The sequence below is a fragment of the Dactylosporangium sp. NPDC005555 genome (assembly GCF_040605635.1).
Taxonomy (GTDB): Bacteria; Actinomycetota; Actinomycetes; order Mycobacteriales; family Micromonosporaceae; genus Dactylosporangium.
The window spans coordinates 125755-143103 of the sequence record NZ_JBEXDG010000025.1 but is presented as its reverse complement, the minus strand read 5'-3'; the positions used below and the strand labels follow the sequence as shown (position 1 = coordinate 143103).

20 protein-coding genes are annotated in these 17349 nt (G+C 73.3%); 8 read left to right on the top strand and 12 right to left on the bottom strand.

Features of this window, described 5'->3' with window-relative positions; all coding sequences use genetic code 11:
• Together ABZS58_RS27175 and ABZS58_RS27170 are read right to left on the bottom strand one after the other, a co-directional pair.
• A partial coding sequence (locus ABZS58_RS27175) for a recombinase family protein (protein ID WP_354786027.1) occupies nt 1-275 on the bottom strand: 275 nt, incomplete at its 3' end.
• Nucleotides 272-541, bottom strand: a complete 270-nt coding sequence (locus ABZS58_RS27170; RefSeq protein WP_354786026.1) for a hypothetical protein — start codon at nt 539-541, stop codon at nt 272-274. The genes ABZS58_RS27175 and ABZS58_RS27170, both read right to left, overlap by 4 nt.
• Nucleotides 542-601: 60 nt before the next feature.
• Here ABZS58_RS27170 and ABZS58_RS27165 point away from each other — a divergent pair, with 60 nt between their 5' ends.
• Both ABZS58_RS27165 and ABZS58_RS27160 read left to right on the top strand, forming a co-directional pair.
• On the top strand, nt 602-952 hold the full coding sequence (locus tag ABZS58_RS27165) for a hypothetical protein (protein WP_354786025.1): 351 nt from the start codon (nt 602-604) through the stop codon (nt 950-952).
• 69 nt (nt 953-1021) lie between these two features.
• A complete protein-coding gene (locus ABZS58_RS27160; RefSeq protein WP_354786024.1) occupies nt 1022-1564 on the top strand; it encodes a potassium transporter TrkA in 543 nt (180 codons plus the stop codon).
• Nucleotides 1565-1609: 45 nt separating this feature from the next.
• Here ABZS58_RS27160 and ABZS58_RS27155 read toward each other — a convergent pair whose 3' ends face one another.
• Nucleotides 1610-3301 (bottom strand): acyltransferase family protein, encoded by a 1692-nt coding sequence (locus ABZS58_RS27155; protein ID WP_354786023.1) that lies wholly within the window; start codon nt 3299-3301, stop codon nt 1610-1612.
• Between the two features lie 154 nt (nt 3302-3455).
• On the opposite strand from ABZS58_RS27155, the gene ABZS58_RS27150 reads away from it, so the two are divergent.
• Nucleotides 3456-3785 (top strand): hypothetical protein, encoded by a 330-nt coding sequence (locus ABZS58_RS27150; RefSeq protein ID WP_354786022.1) that lies wholly within the window; start codon nt 3456-3458, stop codon nt 3783-3785.
• 6 nt (nt 3786-3791) lie between these two features.
• Here ABZS58_RS27150 and ABZS58_RS27145 read toward each other — a convergent pair whose 3' ends face one another.
• Together ABZS58_RS27145 and ABZS58_RS27140 are read right to left on the bottom strand one after the other, a co-directional pair.
• Nucleotides 3792-4442, bottom strand: a complete 651-nt coding sequence (locus tag ABZS58_RS27145) for a response regulator transcription factor (RefSeq protein WP_354786021.1) — start codon at nt 4440-4442, stop codon at nt 3792-3794.
• A complete protein-coding gene (locus ABZS58_RS27140; protein ID WP_354786020.1) occupies nt 4394-5689 on the bottom strand; it encodes a sensor domain-containing protein in 1296 nt (431 codons plus the stop codon). The genes ABZS58_RS27145 and ABZS58_RS27140 overlap by 49 nt, the downstream gene beginning before the upstream one ends.
• Nucleotides 5690-5828: 139 nt before the next feature.
• Between ABZS58_RS27140 and ABZS58_RS27135 the strand changes: the two genes are divergently transcribed.
• A complete protein-coding gene (locus ABZS58_RS27135) occupies nt 5829-7931 on the top strand; it encodes an MMPL family transporter (protein WP_354786019.1) in 2103 nt (700 codons plus the stop codon).
• On the opposite strand, the gene ABZS58_RS27130 is transcribed toward ABZS58_RS27135, so the two are convergent.
• Nucleotides 7924-8112 (bottom strand): hypothetical protein, encoded by a 189-nt coding sequence (locus ABZS58_RS27130; RefSeq protein ID WP_354786018.1) that lies wholly within the window; start codon nt 8110-8112, stop codon nt 7924-7926. The genes ABZS58_RS27135 and ABZS58_RS27130 overlap by 8 nt on opposite strands.
• A gap of 89 nt (nt 8113-8201) precedes the next feature.
• Here ABZS58_RS27130 and ABZS58_RS27125 point away from each other — a divergent pair, with 89 nt between their 5' ends.
• Nucleotides 8202-9296 carry a hypothetical protein gene (locus tag ABZS58_RS27125; protein WP_354786017.1) on the top strand — a complete coding sequence of 365 codons (1095 nt, stop codon included), beginning with the start codon at nt 8202-8204 and terminating at the stop codon, nt 9294-9296.
• A gap of 66 nt (nt 9297-9362) precedes the next feature.
• Nucleotides 9363-9809, top strand: coding sequence for a GNAT family N-acetyltransferase (locus ABZS58_RS27120; RefSeq protein ID WP_354786016.1), 447 nt, complete (start codon nt 9363-9365; stop codon nt 9807-9809).
• 18 nt (nt 9810-9827) lie between these two features.
• On the opposite strand, the gene ABZS58_RS27115 is transcribed toward ABZS58_RS27120, so the two are convergent.
• Nucleotides 9828-10241: a VOC family protein gene (locus ABZS58_RS27115; protein WP_354786015.1), complete on the bottom strand. Its 414-nt coding sequence runs from the start codon at nt 10239-10241 to the stop codon at nt 9828-9830.
• Between the two features lie 258 nt (nt 10242-10499).
• Here ABZS58_RS27115 and ABZS58_RS27110 point away from each other — a divergent pair, with 258 nt between their 5' ends.
• Entirely contained in the window at nt 10500-11156 is a 657-nt protein-coding gene (locus ABZS58_RS27110; RefSeq protein ID WP_354786014.1) for a TOPRIM nucleotidyl transferase/hydrolase domain-containing protein, read from the top strand.
• Nucleotides 11157-11285: 129 nt separating this feature from the next.
• Nucleotides 11286-12773, top strand: a complete 1488-nt coding sequence (locus ABZS58_RS27105; RefSeq protein ID WP_354786013.1) for an arabinofuranosidase catalytic domain-containing protein — start codon at nt 11286-11288, stop codon at nt 12771-12773.
• A gap of 35 nt (nt 12774-12808) precedes the next feature.
• On the opposite strand, the gene ABZS58_RS27100 is transcribed toward ABZS58_RS27105, so the two are convergent.
• The 5 genes from ABZS58_RS27100 to ABZS58_RS27080 all read right to left on the bottom strand — a co-directional run bounded on the left by ABZS58_RS27100 (nt 12809) and on the right by ABZS58_RS27080 (nt 17346).
• Entirely contained in the window at nt 12809-13048 is a 240-nt protein-coding gene (locus tag ABZS58_RS27100; protein WP_354786012.1) for a DUF6289 family protein, read from the bottom strand.
• 162 nt (nt 13049-13210) lie between these two features.
• The gene (locus ABZS58_RS27095; protein ID WP_354786011.1) at nt 13211-13408 is read right to left on the bottom strand and encodes a hypothetical protein; all 198 of its coding nucleotides are present in this window, start codon (nt 13406-13408) and stop codon (nt 13211-13213) included.
• A complete protein-coding gene (locus tag ABZS58_RS27090; protein WP_354786010.1) occupies nt 13409-13690 on the bottom strand; it encodes a hypothetical protein in 282 nt (93 codons plus the stop codon).
• The gene (locus tag ABZS58_RS27085) at nt 13683-16820 is read right to left on the bottom strand and encodes a CHAT domain-containing protein (RefSeq protein ID WP_354786009.1); all 3138 of its coding nucleotides are present in this window, start codon (nt 16818-16820) and stop codon (nt 13683-13685) included. Before ABZS58_RS27085 ends, ABZS58_RS27090 begins: the two co-directional genes overlap by 8 nt.
• Nucleotides 16810-17346 carry a hypothetical protein gene (locus tag ABZS58_RS27080; RefSeq protein WP_354786008.1) on the bottom strand — a complete coding sequence of 179 codons (537 nt, stop codon included), beginning with the start codon at nt 17344-17346 and terminating at the stop codon, nt 16810-16812. Before ABZS58_RS27080 ends, ABZS58_RS27085 begins: the two co-directional genes overlap by 11 nt.
• Nucleotides 17347-17349: the final 3 nt, after the last annotated feature.

Here is a 17349-nt window from a genome sequence, read left to right as displayed (position 1 = left end):
TCGGTCACCACCCGCGAAACCGGCAGACGCTGCCCGGTCGCCCACACCGTAATCCGGGCGACCTGCCGATCAAGATCAGCCTTCTGGTCCGCCGACGACACCCGGGCATACACCACGACCAGACCGGCATCCGCCGGTGCGACGGGAAGCGGTTCACCAACCATGATCAGCCGGCCGAGCCGGTACGTGGGAACGGGCAGCGCGCCGGCCGCGTACTGCCGCCGCGCGGTGATGTACGCGATGCCCTGCGACGCCGCCCATTCCTTCAAGTTCACGTGAGCACCACAACACTCCAGAGAGCACCAAAGATGCTCGACAAACCATCAGCCAACAGCCCTTCCGGATACAGCCGCTGCGCGTCCTCGCCGGCGCCGTCGTCCAGGGCCGCCCGCAGGAAGGCCAGCTGCCGCCGCACTCCGGCCGGCTCACCGGTCGAGCCGGTCGGGGCGGTGGCGGGCGCGATGAGCCGGACCGCGCCGACCAGCGCGCAGAGGCTGACGGTGATCGCCACGATCCGCCGGATCCACCGTAGCCAGGACATCCGACGATGGTAGTTCCTCAGGTAAACTGACACGTTCCAGCGGCCGGCGGGAGGTGCGGAATGAGGACATCGACCTCGTTGCGCGCCGCGACGCTCGGGCTCGCGCTGAGCGTCTGCGCGATGCTGCTCGGCCTCACCAACGCCCACCACGCGCTGCCCGGCGACACGTTCCAGGTCGCCCGCGCCGCGAGCGTCACGTCCGCGGCGCCCGGCGCCGACGCGCCGCAGGGCCGCAAGCCGCCACGGGCCACGGACACCCACACCGACGGGCCGCACTGGCTCGCCGTCCTGCCCCGCGTCGCCGACGTCGTCCCGCCGCAGACCTGGCTGGCCGCGGCGGCCGTCGCGGTCCCCGTCCACCGTGGGCGGTGCATCGCCGCACCGGGCTGCCGGGGCCCACCGACCTCCTGAAGGACCCGTCAACCGCGACCCAGCCGGGTCGACGGTTTCGTCGCGTTGCCCTTTCGGAGGTCGCTCATCATGTACCGCATACCGCCACGCCTTCGCCGGTCAGCCAGGCCCCCGGGCCGTGCCGTCCGGCAAGGCGACACCGTCCACACCGTCGCGCCGCTGCCGGGCGTCGGCATGCTGCACGTGCTCGCCGCGGAGGAGGGCCGGCGCGTCGGGGTCGTCCAGCACGACGACGACCGCCGCGAGCTCGTCATCTACGACCCCGCCGACCCGGACACCCGGCTCAGCGGGGTCCTGCTCACCGCGGCCGAGGCCCGCGTCATCGCCGGCCTGGTCGGGGTCGACGAGCCGCCGCTGCACTGCGCCCGGCTCGACCGGCACACCAGTGGCGTGGCCGTCCTGCAGGTCCTCATCGGCGCCGACGGAACCCCGGCGGAGCGGCCGCTGCCGGACTCCGTCACGGCCGGGGCGAGCATCGCCGCCGTCGTCCGTGACGATCTGGTCGTCCTCGCTCCGGAGCCGTCGTTCCGGTGCCGTCCCGGCGACGTGGTCGTGGTCATCGGCCGGCCCGAGGCCGCGCTGGCGGTGATCGACACGCTGACGGCGGCCTGACGCCATCGCGGGTGCGCGGCCGCCGCACGTACGGCGGCCGCGCGGCTACTGGGAGCAGACGAGTCGTGCGTCGGCCCAGACGGCGTTGACCGGTCCGTGCTGGTCCTCGACGATCAGGTCGAGGCGGGTCACGCCGATGATGTCGACGGTCACCTCGCTCGCCTGCCCGGCCTCCAGCGGCCCGAGGGTCGCCACGGTCGTGTCGTCGGCGGCGATCAGGAACGTGGCGCTGCCGGCGGACTCCTGGTCGAGGCCGACGACGGCGGTGAAGCGCAGGCAGCCGGGCCGCGGGTAGAGCCGCACCGCGCTGGGTGAGGACACCCCGAGGCCCCGGGCGTAGGGGACGTCGGCCAGGACGATCGGGGCGCCGTCGTCGGGCTCGGCGGTGCCGTTGGTGTGGTCCCGCTCGACCGGGCCGAGGCCGTTGCGCAGCGCCGTGTACGGCAGGTCGCTGACGAAGTCCTCCTGCTCGTGCACCGGCTGCCGTTCGCTGCCGCTGGTGCCGCCGGTGCTGTCGCCGGTCCATCCGGCGGCGACCACCACGACCGCGACCGCGCTGACGCCGAACCCCGCGAGGGTCCGGCGGGCCCAGTGATCCGGCGTCCCCACGGCGGCGACGGGCGGCGCCTGCGGCGCGACGGCGGGTCTGCGCAGGACGGGCGGCAGCAGCGAGGGGGTGCGCCGGGCGGCGAGGTCCTCGACCCATCCGAGCAGCAGCACCGGCACGCAGGTGGCGGCCGCGACGATGCCGGTGGTCAGGGCCCGGCGGGTCCAGTCGCCGAGGTTCACGCCGTCCAGCAGGAACTGCGCCACCCCGAGCATCGGGAAGTGCCACAGATAGATGGTGACCGCCCGGGCGTTGACCGCGGCGACGGCCCGGTCGAGCCGGCTGCCGGGCCGCAGCCAGCGCAGCGGCTGGTCGAAGCGCAGCACCGCGGCGACGAACGCCGTGGACCACCAGGCGCTGGCGACCGGATGGTGGTTGAGGTCGAAGTCGCCGCGGGCGCCCCCGTGCCGGAAGAGCCACACCGCCGCCGCGCCGGCCAGCAGCAGCACCGCCGCGGCGAAGACCGGACCCGGGATGCGGTGCAGGAGCCGGTCGCGGTGGGCGTAGCCGACGATCCAGCACGCGAAGTACGTGGCCAGGTCCCGCGTCAGCGACTCGAACGAGCCGCCCACGGTGATCAGCTCCAGGTGCAGGATCAGCGGCGCGGCCAGCGCGACGAGCAGCGTCGGGACCGGCCAGCCCCGAAAGATCCGCAGCGTGACCGGGGCCAGCACCACGAACCACAGGTAGGCGACGAGATACCAGAGCACGGCGGTGGCCATCCAGCCCCACTCGGCGCCCCCGGGCGGCGGCCACTCCACCGGCACGATCCACCACAGCAGGTCGATGCGCTCGCGCGGCTCGTCGAGGAACGGCCCCCAGCCGTCGCCCTCGCCCCCGCTGAACGTCAGCGGCAGCATGATCGCCCCGTACGCCCACAGCGGCGGCAGCAGTCGCCGCAGCCGGCCGCGCACGACGTGGGACGGTGAGCGGTCCAGCGACCGGGCGGTCAGCGACCCGGCGAGGGCGAACATCAGCCCCATCGCCGGGAACAGCAGCGTCAGCCAGGCCAGGCCGCTGCCGTGGTAGACCACGATCCGGATCACGGCGGCGGCGCGCCACACATCGATATACCGCTCGCGCGGCTTCGTTGCGACCGGTGCGGCGAGCGTCTGCTCCACCGCGCTCACTGACGCTCGTCCATCCATTGCCCAAACATGGTTCAGGGGGCGACGCCCACTACTCATCTCCCCCGAATACCGCCCATAACAGTACCGGATATCAGTGATCCGGTCACATCGGTGACGGTCGACGGCCCCAGCCGTACCTATACCCTCTTCGCTCATGGATGAAGCGGCGGCGCGGCAGCAGGTGCTGCAGCGGTGGTGGGACCTCCCGAAGCGGGCACGACGCGACGTCCACCGGCTCAGCCGCACCGGACGGCGCCACCCCGACCAGGACGTGGCCTGGACCGCCTGGCGGTGGGCGGAGGTCGCGCTCCCGCCCGGCTCGCCGGAGCCGGGCCGGCTGCGCAACCTCGTGAGCGCGGCCGGCTTCTGGCTGGCCATCGCGGCAGGCCTCGACGGCGCCGGCGCCCACGACCCGCCGGTCCCGCACTGGCTCAACCGCCGCCGCGCCCGCCGCATCCTCCGGGCCGGCCCACCCGTCAGCTGACGACAGTCAGGTGGTGAGCTGCTCCAGATAGGCCAGGACGGCGATCACCCGGCGGTTGTCGTCGCCGGACGGGGGCAGGCCGAGCTTGCTGAAGATGCTGTTGATGTGTTTGCTGACGGCCTTCTCCGACACGAACAGCCGCCCGGCGACCGCGGCGTTGGAGCGGCCCTCCGCCATCAGGCCGAGGACCTCGCGTTCGCGGGCGGTGAGCGCGTCCATCGGCTGGCTGTCGCGGCGGGCCAGCAGCAGCGCGATGACCTCCGGGTCCATGACGGTGCCGCCCTCGGCGACCCGGCGGACCGCGTCGATGAACTGCCCGACGTGCGACACGCGGTCCTTCAGCAGGTAGCCGACGCCGCCGGCACCGGAGGCCAGCAGCTCCCGGGCGTACAGCTGCTCGACGTGCTGCGAGAGCACCAGGATGGGCATGCCGGGCACCTGCGCGCGGGCGGCGATCGAGGCCTGCAGGCCCTCGTCGGTGAATGTCGGCGGCAGCCGCACGTCGACGACGGCCACGTCGGGGCGGTGCCCCAGCAGGGCCGGCAGCAGCGCGGGACCGTTGTCGACGGACGCGACGACCTCGAAGTCGAACGCCTGCAGGATGTGGATCAGGCCGTCCCGGAGGAGGGCGAGGTCCTCGGCGATGACAACGCGCACGGCAGCTCCATCGTCACAGTGGTGGGTCCGCCGGGCGGACTGGCCACGGACATGGTGCCATCAAACGCGGCGAGGCGGCGCTCGATCCCCCGCAGACCGCCGCCGGCGGCAGGTGAGGCCCCGCCACGACCGTCGTCGGCGACCACGATGATCAGGCGGTCGCGCCGGTACGACAGCCGCAGCTCGACGCGACTGGCGCAAGCGTGCTTCGCGACGTTCGTCAGGGCCTCGGCGACGGCGAAGTACGCCGCGGACTCGACCGGCGCCAGGGGCCGGCCCGGCAGGTCGACGGCGACGTCGACGGGGATCGGCGCGGCCAGCGCGAGCGCGCGGACGGCGCCGTCGAGGCCGCGCTCGGCGAGGACCGGCGGGTGGATGCCGCGGACCAGGTCGCGCAGCTCGGCGAGGGCCATGCCGCTGTGCTCGCGGGCCTGCGCCATCAGCCGCAGCGCCGCTTCCGGGTCGCGGGACATCAGCTCCTCGGCGAGGCCGATCTTCATGCTGACCGCGACGAGCCGGGCCTGCGCGCCGTCGTGCAGGTCGCGCTCGATCCGGCGCAGCTCGGTGGCCTGCGCGTCGACGGTCTCCGTCCTGGTGCGGGTGAGCCGGTCCACCCGCCGCGCGAGCGCCGCCGCCCTGGTCGGGGCCAGCAGCCACCGCGTGAACAGGGCGAACCAGCGCAGCGCGTGCGGCGTCAGGGTCAGCCCGGCGGTCAGGAAGACGACGCCCTGCGGCCAGCTCAGCAGCGCCTCGCCCAGGTTGTCCATCGGCCACAGAGCGCCGTAGCCGTACCAGTCGAGCAGGTAGTGCAGCAGCACCGGCACGCCGAGGACGCCCTCGACGCCGTAGGCGACCAGGGCGGCCGGCGCGATCAGCAGCGGCCCGACGACCTGGACGGACAGCACCAGCCAGGCCAGGTCCCGCCAGGTCGCGGGGTCGGTCACCACCCACCGGTACCGGCCCCAGACGCCGGCGCCGGCGGGGCGCTCCCGGTACGGACGCGGCAGCTCGACGCCGGTCCACTGCGACAGCAGCCGCCGGTCCAGGTCGGCGACGGCGCGGACCCCGACGGCGGCGAGGGGCACGAGGAAGATGCCGACGCCCGCGACGGTGAGCACGACCGACACCACGAACAGCACGGACAGGGCGATGTTCGCGGACAGCGCGCCGATCGCGAGCAGCACGCCGCGCAGGCCGGCCGTCAGCCCACGGATCAGCCACGCTCGCCGCTTGTCGACATCGGACACGTGCCCATTCTGACCCAGCCCCGCCCACCTTGGCGGTGGTGCTGTCACCACCCCGGTCCGGGACGTGACACTCCTGACCGCGCGGCCGCGGATGCGTTGGATCGAAGACATCACTCACCGGTTCCAGGGAGGGAACACGATGTCCACGCTGTCCCGGCTGCCGTCAGGCCGCCGTACGAAACTGCTGATGCTGGCGCTGTGGGTCGTCATCGCGGGGGTGATGGGGCCGCTCGCGCTGCAGCTCACCGACGTGCAGGACAACGACTCGCTCGGTGCGCTGCCCGCCGGCGCGGAGGCCGGCCGGGCCGCGGCGCGGGCGGAGGCGGCGTTCCCCGAGCCGGACACCCTCGTCGCCGTCGCCGTCTACGTCCGCGAGTCCGGGCTCACCGACGCCGACCGGGCGAAGGTGTCCTCGGACCGCGCCGCGTTCGCCGCCCACGCGGCCGGTGGGACCGTGCCGGAGCCGGTGCCCGCCGCCGACGGCAAGGCCCTGCTGTTGACGTTCGCGCTCGCCGGTACCGGCGACGAGCAGACGGCAGCCGTCGGCCCGATCAAGGACCGGCTCGCCGGGCAGACCCCCGACGGGCTGCGGACCGCCCTGACCGGCTCGGCGGGCGCGGAGGACGACTTCGCCGACGCGTTCGCGGGGGTCGACGTCACGCTCCTGCTGGCGACCGTCGCCGCCGTCGCGGTGCTGTTGCTGCTGACGTACCGCAGCCCGGTGCTGTGGATCGTCCCGCTGCTCACCGCCGCCGTCGCCAGCCAGGTCGCGGGCGGGGTCGTCTACCTGCTCGTCAAGCACATCGGCATCAGCATCGACCTGCAGAGCCAGAACATCATGACGATCCTGGCCGTCGGTGTCGGCGTCGACTACGCGCTGCTCATCGTCGCCCGGTACCGCGAGGAGCTGCGCCGGCACGAGGACCGGCACGAGGCGATGGCGATCGCGCTGCGCCGCTCCTTCCCGGCGATCTGCGCGTCGGCGGCGACCGTCGCGATCGGCCTGCTGTGCCTGCTCGCCGCCGACCAGCCCGCCACCCACGGCCTCGGACCGGTCGGCGCCGTCGCGGTCGTCGTGACCCTGTGCGCGATGACGACGCTGCTGCCCGCGGTGCTGGTGCTCTTCGGCCGCTGGGTGTTCTGGCCGTTCGTGCCGCGGTACACGCCGGGCATCGAGAACCAGGACGTCGCCGCCGACCACGGCGTCTGGGCCCGGATCGCGCGGTTCGTCGGCCGCCGCCCCCGCACCGTCTGGCTGGCGACCGCCGCTGTCCTGGCCGCGCTCACCGCCGGCGTCACCAACCTCAGCATCGGCCTGCCCGGCGACGAGATCTTCAGCAAGGAGGTCGGCTCGGTCACCGGCCAGCACCTCATCGAGCGGCACTACCCGGGCGGCACCCTCGCGCCCGCCGTCGTCCTGGCCACCGCTTCGTCCGCCGGGCCGGTCGCGGACGCCGCCCGCTCCGTCGACGGCGTGGCCACCGTCGGCGAGCCGCAGCGCTCCGCGGACGGCCGGTGGGTGCGCATCGAGGCGACGTTCACCGATGAGCCGACCAGTCCCGCGGCGCAGGCTTCCCTTTCCCGTCTCCGTGCCGCGGTCCGCTCCCATGACCCGGACGCGCTCGTCGGCGGGGACACCGCCTTCGAGGCCGACGGCGACGCCGTCACCAGCCGCGACACCCTCGTCGTCGTCCCGCTCGTCCTCGCCGTCATCCTCGTCGTGCTGATGCTGCTGCTCCGCGCGGTCGTCGCGCCGCTGGTGCTGCTGGCGAGCGTGGTGCTGTCCTACGCGGCGGCCCTCGGCGCGGCCGGGTTCCTGCTGGACTGGATGGGGCACCCGCGGCTGTGGAGCGCGGTCCCCCTGCAGACGTTCCTGTTCATCGTCGCCCTCGGCGTCGACTACACGATCTTCCTCATGACCCGGGCCCGCGAGGAGACCGCCCAGCTCGGCCCGCGCGACGGCGTGCTGCACGCGCTGACCGTGACCGGCGGGGTCATCACCAGCGCCGGGGTGGTCCTCGCGGCGACGTTCGCGGCGCTGATGATCCTGCCGATGGTGCCGTCGATGCAGATCGGCGTGATCGTGACCGTCGGCGTGCTCATCGACACGCTGCTGGTGCGCAGCCTGCTCGTCCCGGCCCTGGCCGTCCACATCGGACGGGCGGCGTGGTGGCCGGGCCGGCTGTCCCGCGCCACGCCGCACGCCCCGGCGCACGTGCAGGAGATGACGACCGTCAGCTGACCTCGCTCTGGGGCGGTGCGGCGCCGGCCGCCGTGCCGCCCTCCCGCACGGAGCCGGGTCCGGGGCGGGACACGGCCACGGCGGCAGCGGCGACGCAGGACCCGACGGCGACCGCGAGCCCGCGCAGCGCCGCCAGCGCCGGCCCTCGCAGGATCTCGCCGCCGCGCTGATCACCGTCCATGCCACGGCACTATGCCATTCCGCCCGTCCCGCCGCGGCCCCTCGCGGTAGGCTCCGGCCGATGGCCGCACTGTGATGGAGGTCGCCGGGTTGGACCGGACCGTGAGCTACACGCAGAGCTGGGATCGGCAGCCCGTCCCGGCGCCGCTGGACCGGCTGCCGTCGCCGACGGGCTACCAGTGGGCGGCCGTCGCGGCCGTGTGGCTGCTCGCCGAATGGACCCGGGACGGCACGCCCGGCTGGCGCGGCGAGTGCGTCACCGCCCGGGCGCCGGAGCGCACCGCGCAGCAGTGGCGAGAGCCACCGCCCGGCCTCGCCGCCATCTGCGGCCTGCCGGCCGAGCCCGTCGACGCCACGGTCCTGCTCGGCCTGGTCCAGCCGGCCGAGCGGCAGCCCTACGAGCCGACCCGGCCGCAGGACGAGGTGACCGCCGAGCTCATCACCCTGCTGGGCACGCTGGTCCCGGTCACCGACCGGCGCGGGGCGGCGCTGCTCGCGTACCTCGCCGGGCGGCTCGCCGGGCCGTACACCGACCTGCTGCGCGTCTCGACCGGCGGCGCCGACCTGCACCTGGTGCAGCGCGACTCCTCCGGCAACGTGCTGCGGGTGACCGTCGCCCCGGCCCCGGCGACCGAGCCGCCGCCGGTCCTCGCGTCCGACGGCGGCGACGCCGCGCTGCGCACCCGGATCGGCAGCCTGATCACGCTGCTGGCCGCCGAGCTGTGGGTGAACAACAACAACCCGGTCAAGTTCCGCGTGTGGGTCGGCCCCCGCGACGCCGCCGACCCGATCGAGGCCGCCGCCCGCTGGTGGACCAGCACCCGCGAGGAGGAGCCGGAGGGCCCGCCGCAGCTGCGCGCCCTGACCGTCGAGGAGCTCGACCGCGGCCTGTACACCGTCGTGCGCAGCTCCCTGCTCGAGCTGTTCGACGGCAGCTGGGACGGCGTCGAGGAGTGGCCGCACGTCCCACCGGACCACGTCACCCGGCACCTGTACCGCGACCTCATCGACCAGCTCCTGGCCCGCACCACCACCCCCGACGGCCCGCCGCACCTCCTCGCCGCCGGCTACCTCCCGATCGACGGCATCGACGAGGAGGCCGGCGACGAGCACGACTACGCCGGCACCGTCCTCTTCGTCGGCCCTACCGACGTCGCGGTCCTAGACATCGACCTGAGCAGCTGAGCTGCGCCTCGCCGGGCCCACATCTCCTCATGACGTCTCGTCCCCTGGGTACGGCAGGATGGGGCGATGACGACGGTGCGGCGGTTCGAGGTCGGGGACGCTCCGGTGGTGGCGGAGATGATCAGGCGGTGCCTGCGGGAGGTCAACAGCCGCGACTACTCCGCCGACATCATCGACCGGATGTGCGCGCACTTCACGGCCGAGCGGATCGTTGAACTCGCCGCGGAGCGGGAGATGTTCGTCGCCTCGCAGGACGGGGTCGTCGGCACCGTCGCTCGCGACGGCAACAAGGTGTACACGATGTTCGTGCTGCCCGAGACCGCCGGCACCGGCGTCGGCCGGCTACTGATGGGCCACATCGAGACGCTCGCCGCCGCGGACGGGCACGAGTTCATGGAGACCGGCTCGAGCATCAGCGCACACGGGTTCTACCAGCGCCTCGGGTACACCGACGTGCGCACCACGGACACGGACTTCGGCCTCAACTACATCCTCCGCAAACCGCTGCGCTGAGGGCGTTCCGCTGCCGCGTCAGCCGGCTGGGCCTTCCCCGGCGGCGTCGCCGTGCGTGATCCGCAGGTAGTAGCCGTCCGGGTCGGCGAGCCGGAAGTCCTCCAGGCCCCAGGGCCGCTGCCGCAACGGTTCGACGACCGCGTTGTGCCGCTCGCAGTGCTCGTACAGCGTCCGCAGCGCCTCCTGCCCGTCGACCTCCAGCACGATCTCGACGCCCGCGCCCTTGTCGCCCGCGAGCCGCTGCCGGGTGAACCCCGGGCCGTCGCCGCGCTCGGGCAGCTTGGCGACCGGGCCGAGCCCGAGCACGACACCGCCGCGGCGCAGGCTCGCGTAGTCGCCGGCCCGCCGCTCGACCCGGAACCCGAGCACGTCCCGGTAGAAGGCGACGCTGACGTCCATGTCGTCGACGAACAGTTCCATCCGTAGCCGCATCGCTCAATGATCCGCGACGCCCGGCGGTCCCGCAGCGGCGCCGGGCCGGTCGTCACTGCGGCCCGGGCACCTCGCGGATCAGTTGGGTGCGTGACGTGACGCCGAGTTTCGCGGGGACGCCGGCCGGATCGACCTGGTCGCTGACCCTGTAACTCGATCCTCGCCCGTGCCGCGGAGGCGCCACCCACGATCCGGGTGGCGCCCTCACGGCGTCACAAACCCCTGGCCGGTAGCCCGGCCGTCACCGATGATTGCGGCATGGACCGCGCTGAACTCGCCCGCCGGGCGCTGGACGGGTATTTCAGCGGCCCCGACGCGCCGGTGCACGCGACCGCCCGCGCCGTGGCGAAGATCGACGACGCCGAAGCCGTGGTCCTCGTCGAGGGCATCAGCGACCAGATCGCCCTGGAGACCGCCGCCGTGGGCCGCGGCCGGGACCTCGAGGCGGAGCGGGTCGTCATCGTGCCGATCGGTGGCGCCCACGCGGTCGGCCGCTTCCTCATGCGACTGGGCCCGCTCGGCGGCCGGATGCCCGTCGCCGGCCTGTGCGACCTGGGCGAGGAGGAGCTGTTCCGGCGCGGGCTGGTCTCGGCCCAGATCGGCTCGCCCCGCACCCGCGTCGACATGGAGCGGCTCGGGTTCTTCGTCTGCGTCGACGACCTGGAGGACGAGCTGATCCGCGCCGTGGGCATCGCGGGGGCCGAGGCGCTCTTCGACTCCCAGGGCGACCTCGGTGCGTTCCACTCGCTGCAGAGCCAGCCCGCCTGGCGCGGCAAGGATCCCGAGGCGCAGGTGCGCCGGTTCCTGGGCAGCGGCGCTCGCCGCAAGCTGCGCTACGCACGGTTGTTCGTCGAGGCGGCGGTCGGCTGGGGCACCCTGCCCCGGCCGCTGGACGCTCTGCTCGCTGCCGTCTGACCGGAGCGCACCGGCAGCCACTTGACACCATCTATGTGAGCGATAACACTCGGCGGTGAGGCTGGCCGCCAACCTGATGCAGACACCCCGCGTGTTAACGCTCACATTCGCCCCGGAAAGGCGTCATCCATGAAGGTCAGATCTTTGCGGCGCACCGCGCTCGCCGCCGCCGCTGCCACGGCGCTCATCGTCGCGGGACTGGTCGCGCTGCCGGCCACGGTCGCGCAGGCGGCCGGCACGGGCCCCTGCGACATCTACCAGAGCGGCGGGACGCCGTGCGTCGCCGCGCACAGCACCACCCGCGCGCTCTTCGGCTCCTACGGCGGCTCGCTGTACCAGGTGCGGCGCTGGTCGGACGGGGCGACGTCGAACATCGGCGTGCTCAGCGCCGGCGGTTACGCGAACGCCGCCGCGCAGGACGCGTTCTGCAACGGCACCTACTGCACGATCGTGCGCATCTACGACCAGACGTCGCGGCACAACGACCTCACGATCGCTCCCGGCGGCGGCGCCAACCCCACCGCCGACCAGGGCGCGAACGCGGCGGCGCTGCCTGTGACGGCCGGCGGGCACAAGGTGTACGGCGTGTACATCTCGGCCGGCAACGGCTACCGCAACAACAGCACCAACGGGATCGCCACGGGCAGCCAGCCCGAGGGCATGTACATGGTCACCGAGGGCACCCACGTCAACGACCGGTGCTGCTTCGACTACGGCAACGCCGAGACCAACAACCTGGACACCGGCAACGGTGACATGGACGCCATCTACTTCGGCACCCTGTGCTGGTTCCAGCCGTGCGCCGGCGGGCCGCGGGTCGCGGCGGACCTCGAGAACGGGCTGTTCGCCGGCGGCAACGGGTCGTGGACGGCCAACACCGGGCGCAGCAGCGCGTTCGTGACCGCGATGCTGAAGAACAACGGGACCACGACGTACGCCATCAAGGACGGCAACGCGCAGTCCGGCGGGCTCGCGACGCGGTACGACGGCGGGCTGCCCACCCAGTCCGGCTACCGTCCGATGACCAAGCAGGGCGCGATCATCCTCGGCATCGGCGGCGACAACAGCAACGGCTCGGTCGGCTCCTTCTTCGAGGGCGTCATGACCAGCGGCTACCCGACCGACGCCACGGAGAACGCGGTGCAGTCCAACATCGTCGCCGTCGGGTACGGCAAAAGCGTTACCTTCCCGGTGAACGGCGCGACGTACCGGCTGACGAACCTGGCCAGCGGCAAGGTCCTCGACGCCGTCAACTGCGGCACCGCCAACGGCACGCAGATCGACGTCTGGCAGTCGCTGGGCAACACGTGCCAGCAGTGGCGCTTCAACAGCGTCGGGGCCAACAAGTGGACCGTCACCAACGTCAACGCCGGCAAGGTCCTCGACGCGGTCAACTGCGGCCAGGCCCTCGGCACCGCCACGAACCTGTGGCAGTCGCTGGGCAACACCTGCCAGCAGTGGGCCGTCATCCCCGCCGGCAACGGCCGGTACGAGCTGGTCGTCGAGAACAGCGGCATGGTCCTCGACGACCAGAACTGCGGCACCGCCAACGGCACCAAGGTCCAGCTGTGGATGTGGCTCAACAACACCTGCCAGCTCTGGCAGATCGCCGCATAGGTTCGGCAGTGGCGGGCGTGACCTTCAGCAGGGGTTCAGCAGGGGGTGAAGAACACCTCTCTGATGCCCGAGGTCGCGCCCCAGCTGCCGGAGGGCTGGCCGCAGCCGTGCCACGTCTGCCCGATGATCTGGGTCTTGGCCGCGTCGGCGTAGTACGCGAAGACGATGAGGAGGTCGCCGCCGGGCGGCGGGACCGGGATCGCCGCGGCGGGGGTGGCGGCGCCGGCGAGCACGGTGCCGGTGACCAGCAGTGCGAGCAGCGTACGACGGATCATGTCCATCCCTTCGACAATGGTCTATGCCATGGCCATCATCGACGCTCGCGCCCGCCGCCACAATCCATCGACAGACATCAGACAGGGCCGGGGCAGATCGCCCCGTAACAGCGCCCTCGTCGTGGCGCGACCCGCGAAGGGCGGCGCCACGGCGCCAGGTGTTCAGGTGCCCAGCTCGCGGTCGCGAAGCGCAGTCAGCATCACGGCCACTCCGCCACCGAGCCTTCGGTGGATCCGTTTGGCAGGCCCGACACCGAAGCCCTCCTGCCGGTTCACCCGCGGCTCGGTGCGACGGAACGATCGACGTCTCCGCTCGAAGTCGTACCGGTCCAGGTCCGCACCGCTCAGCGCCCGGGTCACCTACTTCTCACGGTATTCGGGGGACGGCGGAAAACGCTTCACGGTGTAGGTGCACAGCAGAAGCTGGCCGGTCCTGGAGAGGACCAGCTTCTCGTGGCTCTCTTCTTCCCGGTACGTGCCGGATGCTTTGGAGAACGGATGCCATTCCGAATACCAGATCATCTCCTCCTGGATGGTCCAATGGTCTGAGGAGCGCCGTCTCTGCGCGGCGGACAGGTCCACCGCGATCTGCTGGGCCATTGTGGTCAGCCATTGCGGCACGGGTGCGTTCGGGTCAGGCATCGAGTCCTCCGAGCACGAAGAGACCGGCCCAGGTCCGTGGGATGAGCCGGTTGGCGGGGCGGTCGGCGAGCCAGGCCAGTTTCGCCGCGCGCAGCGACGCCGCCACGCCGGCGGGATCGGTGAGCCTGGCCCAGAAGCGGCTCATGATCTCGGCGGTGGCCTCGTCGTCGATGGCGTAGAGACTGCCGACGACCGCGTGTGCGCCACGGGAGAAGAGGGCCAGCGGGAAGCCGGCCAGTTCTACGCCCCCGCGGAGGCGGACACCGGAGTAGCACGACGCGAGGACACACACCGGCGGGAAGTGCAGGCCCAGCGCCTCGGCCGCGGTCAGGACGTTGCCGTCCGGGAGGCGTTTGGTCTGGCCCCAGCCGTGATCGGGGTCGTCGTCGCCGTGGACCGCCATCGCGAACAGGCCGAGTGCGGTGTCGCGGGGCTCGCGCAGCGCCTCCAGCAGCGGCAGGCGCTCGCCGAGCTCGACGAGGTTGTGCAGGTGCAGGCGGAGCGCGTCGAGCTCGGCCCGGGTATGGGTCAGCCGCTCGGTGTCGTAGACGGCGATGGCGTGCGCGTCGGCGGGGGCGCGCCGGGCGCCGAGCAGGTGCGTCACCGTGGTCAATGACGCGTGGACGGTGACGACCGCGAGGTCCAGAAGGTGGTGCCGGTCGTCGACCCGCACCGCGTCGAACGCGACGTCGAACAGGCCGGTCGGGATGACGAGCAGCCGGAGCGGGTCGGCCGGTGTGCGTTCGCGGAGCAGGTCGAGCAGGACGGGTGGCAGCAGGACGTCGCGCACCTGATCGAGGGTCCGCCAGTACCGCGTGTCGTACCGCGAGAGGCGGTGCACCCGCGCCGGCAGCGGCACCGCGTCGAACATGTGGTGCTCGGCGCCGTCGGCGGTGACCCAGGTGAGCCTGCGGTACAGGACCTCGGGTGCGTCCGGGGTGTTGAGGATGCTCATGGTGCTCGGCATGAGCTGCAGCAGGACGGTGGTGGCGCCGGGACCGGTCAGCCGGCGGACGATCGCCCGGCTGTCGGTGTGCACGACGGACCGGCCGTCCGACAGCGCACCGATGATGCCGAGGATCTGGTCGGCCTGCGCGACGCTCTCCCGGCGGCGGGCGCTGATGGCCTCGCCCGCCCGGCGCAGCGCGCGAGTGCCCGAGCCGGGCTCCGCCTCGGCGTCGTCCTGGTCGTCGCCGGGCGTCGGGACGGCGTTGTTGGCCGCGATGATCCGCTCCGCCACGACCCGGATCTCGGCCGTGATGTCCGGCCGGCCGGCCAGATCGGTGAGCATGATGCCGACCCGGTCCCGGCGGACCGCCTCCATGATGATGTCGGCCGCCACCGCGTCGGAGCGGTCCAGCGCGAGGTCGGCCGCCTCGCGGAACAGGGCGCGGTACTGGACCGTCAGGCGTTCCCGCCCTGCCGTTGTGGACACGGTGACGAACAGTCCCGCGACGCCGTGGACGGCCGACAGCAGCCGGCTGAGGCGGGTGCCGGCCGGGTCGTCCTGCACCGCCGTGCCCGGGCGGCCGCAAGCCGCCGCGGCGGTCTGCCAGGCGCCGACGAGCGCGGTGGTGTCGAGGGCCACGCCGTCGACGGCGAGCAGCGCGGTCGCGGCGAGCGCGTCCCGCTCGGCCCGGGCCCAGGCGTCGGCCGGGTCGGTCCCGGCCTCCTCGGCGTGGCCGGCCGCGGCGCGGTGCCAGCCCGCCCGGGCCGCGAGCAGCCGGCCCCGGTGGACGGGCAGTGCCTGAGCGATCAGCTCGTCGAGCTGATCCAGGACCTCGCGGTCGCCGGGGGCGCACCAGCGGGCGGCGTCGATCGCCCCGTTGACCCGCAGCCCCGCTCTCAGCCCTTGCCGGCTCACCCGTAGCGCCGCCCGGGTGGCCGCCGCCCGCTTGGCCTCGTCGCCCTCATCGGCCGCCAGCCTGGCCCGCATGAGGTCGGCCGCGATCAGACCGTTGTGGGAGTCGAGCCGGTACGCCGCCGTGGCCACATCGAGCCAGCCGTTGGCCAGCCGCCGGTCCACTCCGGACTCGCTGGTGCGGCCCGACCGCCACAGCTGCGCGGCGGCGTCGTACGCGGAGTTGCCGAGTGTCACCCGCCGGCTCCTGTTGCCGGCCGCCTCGAGGGACGCGGCGACGCCCAGATAGACGTCGGGCGCGCTGCCGGGTGCCGGGGCGCCGGCAGTCCCGGCGGCGCTCGCCTCCACCCGCTGCACGAGCAGGTCGTAGGCCACGTCCCGATCGCCGAGGTGACCTGCGTTGTGCGCGGCGATCGACAGCGCCTTGCGGTGGACGAGCTCGTTGCCCGACGCCTCGGCCCAGCTCCGGACCTCGTGTTCGACGCGGCGGAACGCGTCCCGGTCGCCGCGTCTGCGGGCCACCGCGGCCATCCGCGTGTACGCCTCCAGGGCGAGCGAGGGCCGGGTGTCACGGATCGGGTCGGCGAGGGGCAGCAGGCGGCTCACGTTCTGGTCGACGAGCTCGATGTCGCCGAGGTTCTCCGCCGTGAGGGTCAGCCACTTCAGGGACCTGATCGCGATCGCGCGGACCAGTTCGTCGCGGGGGTCCGGCCACCGCACCAGCGTCGCGCCGAACGGGCCCGGCGCGGACGACTCGGTGAGGACCGTGTCGGCCGCCTCCCGGAGCACATCGATCGCCGACGCCCATCGCTGCACCGCCTGCAACGACCGGCCGAGCCGCGTCATGCACCAGCCGAGCAGCAGCGGGTCGTCGAGTCCCCGCGCCAGCTCCATCGCGCCGCGCTGATACGTCACACGGGTCTCGAGGTCGTCGTTGTCGGGCTCGCCCGGACGCGGCGGCTGCGCCGACGAGTACGCGCTCACGAGCCCGACGACACGGCCGTAGGTGGCGAACCGGTCCACCGGCGCGGCACCGGTCTGGGCGAGCAGCAGGTCGGCGGCGAGCCGCACCGTGGCGGGCTTCGGCCGGCCGGGCCGTTTCGCGCCGCCGTCCGCCGGCGCGGCGGCCCGCGGCTCGCGGGTGTGCGCGTCGGCAGACAGACACACGACCGCGAGCATCGACTGCCGCTGCGCGGGGTCGGCGTCTGCCTCCGCCGCCGCGACCATCGCCTCCCACGAGTCGCTCGGCGCGACGCCGTCAGCGGGCATGGCTGACCCGCACGCCGATGACGGGCTTGCCGGTCATTCCCGTGGCAGGCAGGTGGCCGGTGAGCTCGACGCCGTCGTCGTCCTCCCCGGGCGCCACGGTGAGCTCGACGCTCGCCGATGCCGTGCCGTCGGCCAGGAACGCGACCGCACGGACGGCGGAGCCGGCGAACGACGGCAGCCACAGCGACACCGTCCACGTGCTGTCGTGCAGGCCGGCGTGCAGCTCCGGCCACGCTTCGAGACCTTCGCGATCCCGGCCGACGAGAGCCTTGAACACGGCCCTGTCGTCCACCGGCGTGATCCACGTGGCGGCATCGCCGGCCCGCACTGCGGCGCCCAGCTGCGCCTGCCACGAGGCGATGACGTCATGCAGCTCGGCGTCGGTGAAACGCTCGCTGTTCTTCACCCGCCGCAGCATCTCGTCGAGGTCGTCGCGCCGGCCGAGGCGGGCGCGGAGCTCGTCGTCTGCCCGCCGGTACAGCTCCTCGACCGGACGGAACTCGTCGTCGTGCATCTGCTCGTCCATCGG

Bases quoted from the DNA above. Each gene is read 5' to 3' on its own strand.
- ABZS58_RS27170 (WP_354786026.1), bottom strand. From the start codon at position 541: ATGTCCTGGCTACGGTGGATCCGGCGGATCGTGGCGATCACCGTCAGC.
- ABZS58_RS27165 (WP_354786025.1), top strand. From the start codon at position 602: ATGAGGACATCGACCTCGTTGCGCGCCGCGACGCTCGGGCTCGCGCTG.
- ABZS58_RS27160 (WP_354786024.1), top strand. From the start codon at position 1,022: ATGTACCGCATACCGCCACGCCTTCGCCGGTCAGCCAGGCCCCCGGGC.
- ABZS58_RS27150 (WP_354786022.1), top strand. From the start codon at position 3,456: ATGGATGAAGCGGCGGCGCGGCAGCAGGTGCTGCAGCGGTGGTGGGAC.
- ABZS58_RS27135 (WP_354786019.1), top strand. From the start codon at position 5,829: ATGTCCACGCTGTCCCGGCTGCCGTCAGGCCGCCGTACGAAACTGCTG.
- ABZS58_RS27130 (WP_354786018.1), bottom strand. From the start codon at position 8,112: ATGGACGGTGATCAGCGCGGCGGCGAGATCCTGCGAGGGCCGGCGCTG.
- ABZS58_RS27120 (WP_354786016.1), top strand. From the start codon at position 9,363: ATGACGACGGTGCGGCGGTTCGAGGTCGGGGACGCTCCGGTGGTGGCG.
- ABZS58_RS27115 (WP_354786015.1), bottom strand. From the start codon at position 10,241: ATGCGGCTACGGATGGAACTGTTCGTCGACGACATGGACGTCAGCGTC.
- ABZS58_RS27110 (WP_354786014.1), top strand. From the start codon at position 10,500: ATGGACCGCGCTGAACTCGCCCGCCGGGCGCTGGACGGGTATTTCAGC.
- ABZS58_RS27105 (WP_354786013.1), top strand. From the start codon at position 11,286: ATGAAGGTCAGATCTTTGCGGCGCACCGCGCTCGCCGCCGCCGCTGCC.
- ABZS58_RS27100 (WP_354786012.1), bottom strand. From the start codon at position 13,048: ATGATCCGTCGTACGCTGCTCGCACTGCTGGTCACCGGCACCGTGCTC.
- ABZS58_RS27090 (WP_354786010.1), bottom strand. From the start codon at position 13,690: ATGCCTGACCCGAACGCACCCGTGCCGCAATGGCTGACCACAATGGCC.
- ABZS58_RS27085 (WP_354786009.1), bottom strand. From the start codon at position 16,820: ATGCCCGCTGACGGCGTCGCGCCGAGCGACTCGTGGGAGGCGATGGTC.
- ABZS58_RS27080 (WP_354786008.1), bottom strand. From the start codon at position 17,346: ATGGACGAGCAGATGCACGACGACGAGTTCCGTCCGGTCGAGGAGCTG.